This is a genomic window from bacterium (genome assembly GCA_028821235.1).
Classification (GTDB): Bacteria; Actinomycetota; Acidimicrobiia; order Spongiisociales; family Spongiisociaceae; genus Spongiisocius.
Window position 1 is genome coordinate 1 of sequence record JAPPGV010000162.1, and the last position, 4,844, is coordinate 4,844.

Genomic DNA, 4,844 nt, shown 5'->3' on the forward strand with positions numbered 1-4,844 from the left:
TTCGGGTGCGGTGGTCGTTCGACGAGGAGACCCCGGGCCGGGACGCCCGCGGGGGCGGTCACGAGGACCACGGCCTGGTCGAGCCCGATTCCGGACTGGTCAACGTGGTACTGACCAACGGCGCCCGCTTCTACGTCGATCACGCCCATCCCGAGTACTCCAGCCCCGAGTGCGTCGACCCGCGACAGGCCGCCTTGTACGACAAGGTGGGGGAGAGGGTGGTGGCCACCGCGGTGGACCAGGCCTACCAGATTCTCCGGCCCGGCGAGTACATGTACGTCCACAAGAACAACAGCGACGGAAAGAGCAACTCCTACGGCCACCACGAGAACTACCTGGTCGACAGAGAGTTACCCTTCTCCGACCTGATCCGTTATGCCACCACGTGGCTGGTGACCCGCCAGGTCTTCACCGGGTCGGGGAAGCTCGGCTCCGAGAACGGCCGCCCGCCGGTGCGGTACCAGATCAGCCAGCGAGCCGACTTCTTCGAGGAGGAGGTCGGGCTGGAGACCACGCTCAAGAGACCCATCATCAACACCAGGGACGAGCCCCACGGCGACCCGGCCCGGTACCGCCGCTTCCACGTCATCATCGGTGACGCCAACATGTCCGAGGTACAGACGTTCGTGAAGCTGGGAACCACCGCCCTGCTCCTGGCTGCTATCGAGGACCGTGCCGTTCCCGACGATCTGGCCCTGGCCGATCCGGTCGCGGCCACCTGGCAATTGAGCCATGACCTATCTCTCAGCCTGCCCCTGCCCCTGGCCGACGGCTCGTCCGCCACCGCTCTCGAACTCCAGTTCCGCTACCTCGAATGGCTGTCGAAATACGCCGCCTCCAACCATCCGGAGCCGGTGTGGGCGGATGTCATCACCGAGTGGAGTTCCATACTCAACGACCTGGAACAGGACGCGATGCTCACTTCGGACCGGATCGACTGGACTGCCAAGCTACGGATGCTGAGCGCATTTCGCCGGCGGGACGAGCTGGAATGGCACGATCCCAAGCTGGCCATGGCCGCGCTCCAGTACCACGACACCGACCCCCGCAAGGGCTTGGCATACCGGCTCGAGGAGCGGGGGCTGCTCCGGAGAATCTTCGATGAGGCCGAACTACGGCGGGCCACCTTGGAACCGCCCAGAGAAACCCGCGCCTACTTCCGCGGACGCTGTGTCAAGAAGTACCCTGACTCGCTCGTGGCCGCCAACTGGGATTCGCTGGTATTCGACGTGGGTGAGGACTCCCTCAAGCGGGTGCCTATGATGGAGCCCTTGCGGGGTAACGAGTCACTGGTTGGCGACCTGCTCGATGCCTCTCCGGACGCGGCCACGCTCCTGGACGCTCTTGGAGGGTGCTGAGAAGATGTGGATGGGCAGGCCCCGCTGTCACATACCCCTGAGATCAGGCCATCGGCCGATGGGACGAAGGCGTACCCGCAGTGGTACGTTGAGGAAGCGGAACGCAGCGACGGGACGCCGATGACCGCCAGAGCACGCCTGGTTGTTTCGCAGACAGACCACTGTGGTCTGTCTGTGTAATGGCGGTGTGGTGTGGCGTCGGCACCGGTGTTCCTCGCAAGGCCCGCTGACGAAGGCGTACCCGCAGTGGTACGTTGAGGAAGCGGAACGCAGCGACGGGACGCCGATGACCGCCAGAGCACGCCTGGTTGTTTCGCAGACAGACCACTAGGAGGAGAAGAGATGGCACAGGAACGAGAGCGGATCCGGCGCCGTCGCGGCGAGGTGTCCGAGCCGGTTGCCGCGTCCCCACAGGTCGCCGGGCAGGGCGGGGTACACAAGATCGACGAGCTCCTGGACGAGATTGATTCGGTACTCGAGGAGAACGCCGAGGAGTTTGTCAAGAACTACGTCCAGAAGGGGGGCGAGTGACGGGCAGCCTGCTTCCCTTGGGGGCGCCCCTGCCGGGCGCCAGCTTCACCGAACTGATCAGGTCGCTCGACCTGGCTCCCGAATGGTCTATGGGTCCGGACGCCCCGCCTTCGGGTTTCCACCCGCCCGACGCCACCACGGTGCTGGCCCTCCGCTACGACGGCGGCGTGGTGATGGTGGGGGATCGCCAGGCGACCGCCGGCTACGACATCGCTCATCGCCACATCCAGAAGGTGTTCGCGGCGGACTCCTATTCGGCCGTGGCCATATCGGGAACGGCGGGGCTCGGAGTCGAGCTGATCCGCCTCTTCCAGACCGAGTTGGAGCACTACGAGAAGCTCGAGGGCGTGCGGCTCAGCCTGGAGGGGAAGGCCACCTACCTGGCCCGCATGGTTCGTTCCCAGCTGCCCATGGCCCTGCAGGGATTCGTGGTGGTGCCGCTGTTCTGCGGGATCGAGCCCGAGAGCGGTACCGGGCACGTGTTCACCTTCGATGCGATCGGTGGCCGCTACGAGGAGCGGGACTTCGGCGCCGCCGGGTCGGGGAGCCGGGAAGCGCGGGCATACCTGAGAACGGTGTACAGCACCGGATCCGATCGGACCGAAGCCATCGACCACAGCATCGCCGCCCTGGTGGCGGCAGCCGGCCAGGACCTGGCAACCGGAGGTCCCGACCTGCGTCGCGGGATCTACCCCAATGTGTTCACGGTCACCACCGACGGCGTCCAGGAAGTCGATCGGACCGAAGTGGCTGAGGCGGCCGAACGGGCTTTGGAGGTGGTCCGGTGACCCTTCCGTTCTACGTAGCTCCCGAACAGCTGGTCAAGGACCGCGCCGAGTACGCCCGCAAGGGCATTGCCCGGGGCCGTTCGATCGCCGCTCTGGAGGTCCGGGAGGGGGTCCTGCTGCTGGCGGAGAACCCCAGCCGCACCCTCACCAAGACCTCGGAGATCTACGACCGTATCGCGTTCGCCGGCGTGGGCAAGTACAACGAGTTCGAGTCATTGCGGGTGGCGGGAATCCGCTATGCCGACATCAAGGGATACCAGTACGGGCGCCGCGATGTCACCGCCAAGAGCCTCGCGTCGGCCTTCTCGCAGACGTTGGGAAACATATTCGTCCAGGGGCCCAAGCCCTTCGAGGTGGAGGTGCTGGTGGCGGAGGTCGGCCGGACCGTTGCCGAGGACCGCCTGTTCAAGGTGACATACGACGGCACCCTGTACGACAAGCGCGGATACACGGCCATCGGTGGACAGGCCGACGAGCTGTCCGACCGGCTGGGGGAGGACTACCAGGACACCCTCGGCCTGGACGAGGCACTGACCCTCACAGCCAACGCGTTCCGGGAGGTCGAGGGCCGCGATATCGACGGGTGGGAGGGCGCCCTGCTGGCGCGAGAGGGCCCGGCGCGCCGGTTCCGCCGCCTGACCAAGGAAGAACTCGGCGAGATAGCGAACTCCTGAGGCGCTCCCGCTCCGGCGACCCCTACCCTATTGACCCATGGAACGGCGCATCTTCGGTCTCGAGAACGAGTTCGGGATCACGTGCACGCTTCGAGGTCAGCGTCGCCTCAGTCCTGATGAGGTGGCCCGCATCCTCTTCCGGGGGGTCGTGACATGGGGTCGGTCGTCCAACGTGTTCCTGGAGAACGGGGCGCGGCTCTATCTGGACGTGGGTAGCCATCCGGAGTACGCCACACCGGAGTGCGACGACCTCCTCGACCTGGTGGCCCACGACAAGGCCGGGGAGCGGGTCCTGGAGGATCTCCAGCGTTCCGCCGAGCAACGCCTCCGGAACGACGGCATCCGCGGGAACATCTTCCTCTACAAGAACAACACCGACTCGGCCGGCAACTCCTACGGGTGCCACGAGAACTACCTGGTACTCCGCAAGGCGGACTTCCAGAAGATGCTGGACATCCTCATACCGTTCCTGGTCAGCCGCCAGATCTTCTCGGGGGCGGGGAAGCTCCTCCAGACCGCCAAGGGGCCCACCTTCTCGATCTCGCAACGGGCCGACCACATCTGGGAAGGGGTCTCCTCGGCCACGACGCGGTCGCGCCCCATCATCAACACCCGTGACGAGCCTCATGCCGATGCCGAGCGGTTCCGGCGCCTCCACGTGATCGCCGGCGACTCCAACATGAACGAGTACGCCACCTACGTCAAGGTGGGCGCCACCGTCGCGCTGCTCGAGATGATCGAAGCCGACGTGATGTTCAGAGACCTCACCCTTGCCAACCCCATCCGCGCCATCCGGGAGATCAGCCAGGACCCGACCTGCCGGCAACCGGTACGCCTAGCCAACGGTCGGATGCTGTCGGCCCTCGACATCCAGTGGGAATACCTGGACCGCATCATCCGGTACGCCCGGAACCCCGGGTTCCCCACCTCGGTGCAGCGAGCCGTCGAGATGTGGGAGCACCTGCTCACCGGCCTCGAGAAGGATCCTTTCTCGCTGGAACGCCAGGTCGACTGGGTCACGAAGTACCACCTCATCGAGCGCTACCGGGCCAAGCACGGCCTGACCCTCTCCGACGCCCGGGTCCAGTTGCTGGACCTCAGCTACCACGATGTGACGGAGGAGCGCAGCCTCTACTACCTGCTGGCCCGGCGCGGTGTCGTGGAGCGCCTGGTAACCGACGCCGCCATCGCCATCGCCAAGGAAAAGCCTCCCCAGACCACCCGCGCCCGGCTCCGCGGCCAGTTCATTGCGGCCGCCAAGGCCCGCAACCGCGACTACACGGTGGACTGGGTCCACCTGAAGCTGAACGACCAGGCCCAGCGAACCGTGCTCTGCAAGGATCCCTTCAAGGCCTTCGACGAGCGGGTGGAACGCCTGATCGCCGGCCTGTGAGATCCGGGGGGGACGGACCCGCCATCCCTAGTGGTCTGTCTGCGTAGTGGCGGTGTGGTATGGCGTCGGCAGCGGTGTTCCTCGCAAGGCCCGCTGACGA

At 65.9% G+C, this 4,844-nt stretch carries 5 protein-coding genes; all 5 read left to right on the forward strand.

Annotated elements, in window-relative coordinates:
• Positions 1-1,358: depupylase/deamidase Dop (gene dop, locus OXK16_16800; GenBank protein ID MDE0377599.1), on the forward strand; the 1,358-nt coding region annotated here is incomplete at its 5' end.
• A gap of 342 nt (positions 1,359-1,700) precedes the next feature.
• Positions 1,701-1,889, forward strand: coding sequence for a ubiquitin-like protein Pup (locus tag OXK16_16805; GenBank protein ID MDE0377600.1), 189 nt, complete (start codon positions 1,701-1,703; stop codon positions 1,887-1,889).
• Complete coding sequence (prcB, locus tag OXK16_16810) at positions 1,886-2,677, forward strand: proteasome subunit beta (protein ID MDE0377601.1); 792 nt, start codon at positions 1,886-1,888, stop codon at positions 2,675-2,677. The genes OXK16_16805 and prcB overlap by 4 nt, the downstream gene beginning before the upstream one ends.
• Positions 2,674-3,351: a proteasome subunit alpha gene (gene prcA / locus OXK16_16815; GenBank protein MDE0377602.1), complete on the forward strand. Its 678-nt coding sequence runs from the start codon at positions 2,674-2,676 to the stop codon at positions 3,349-3,351. Before prcB ends, prcA begins: the two co-directional genes overlap by 4 nt.
• A 37-nt stretch (positions 3,352-3,388) precedes the next feature.
• Positions 3,389-4,744: a Pup--protein ligase gene (gene pafA, locus OXK16_16820; GenBank protein MDE0377603.1), complete on the forward strand. Its 1,356-nt coding sequence runs from the start codon at positions 3,389-3,391 to the stop codon at positions 4,742-4,744.
• Positions 4,745-4,844 lie beyond the last annotated feature (100 nt).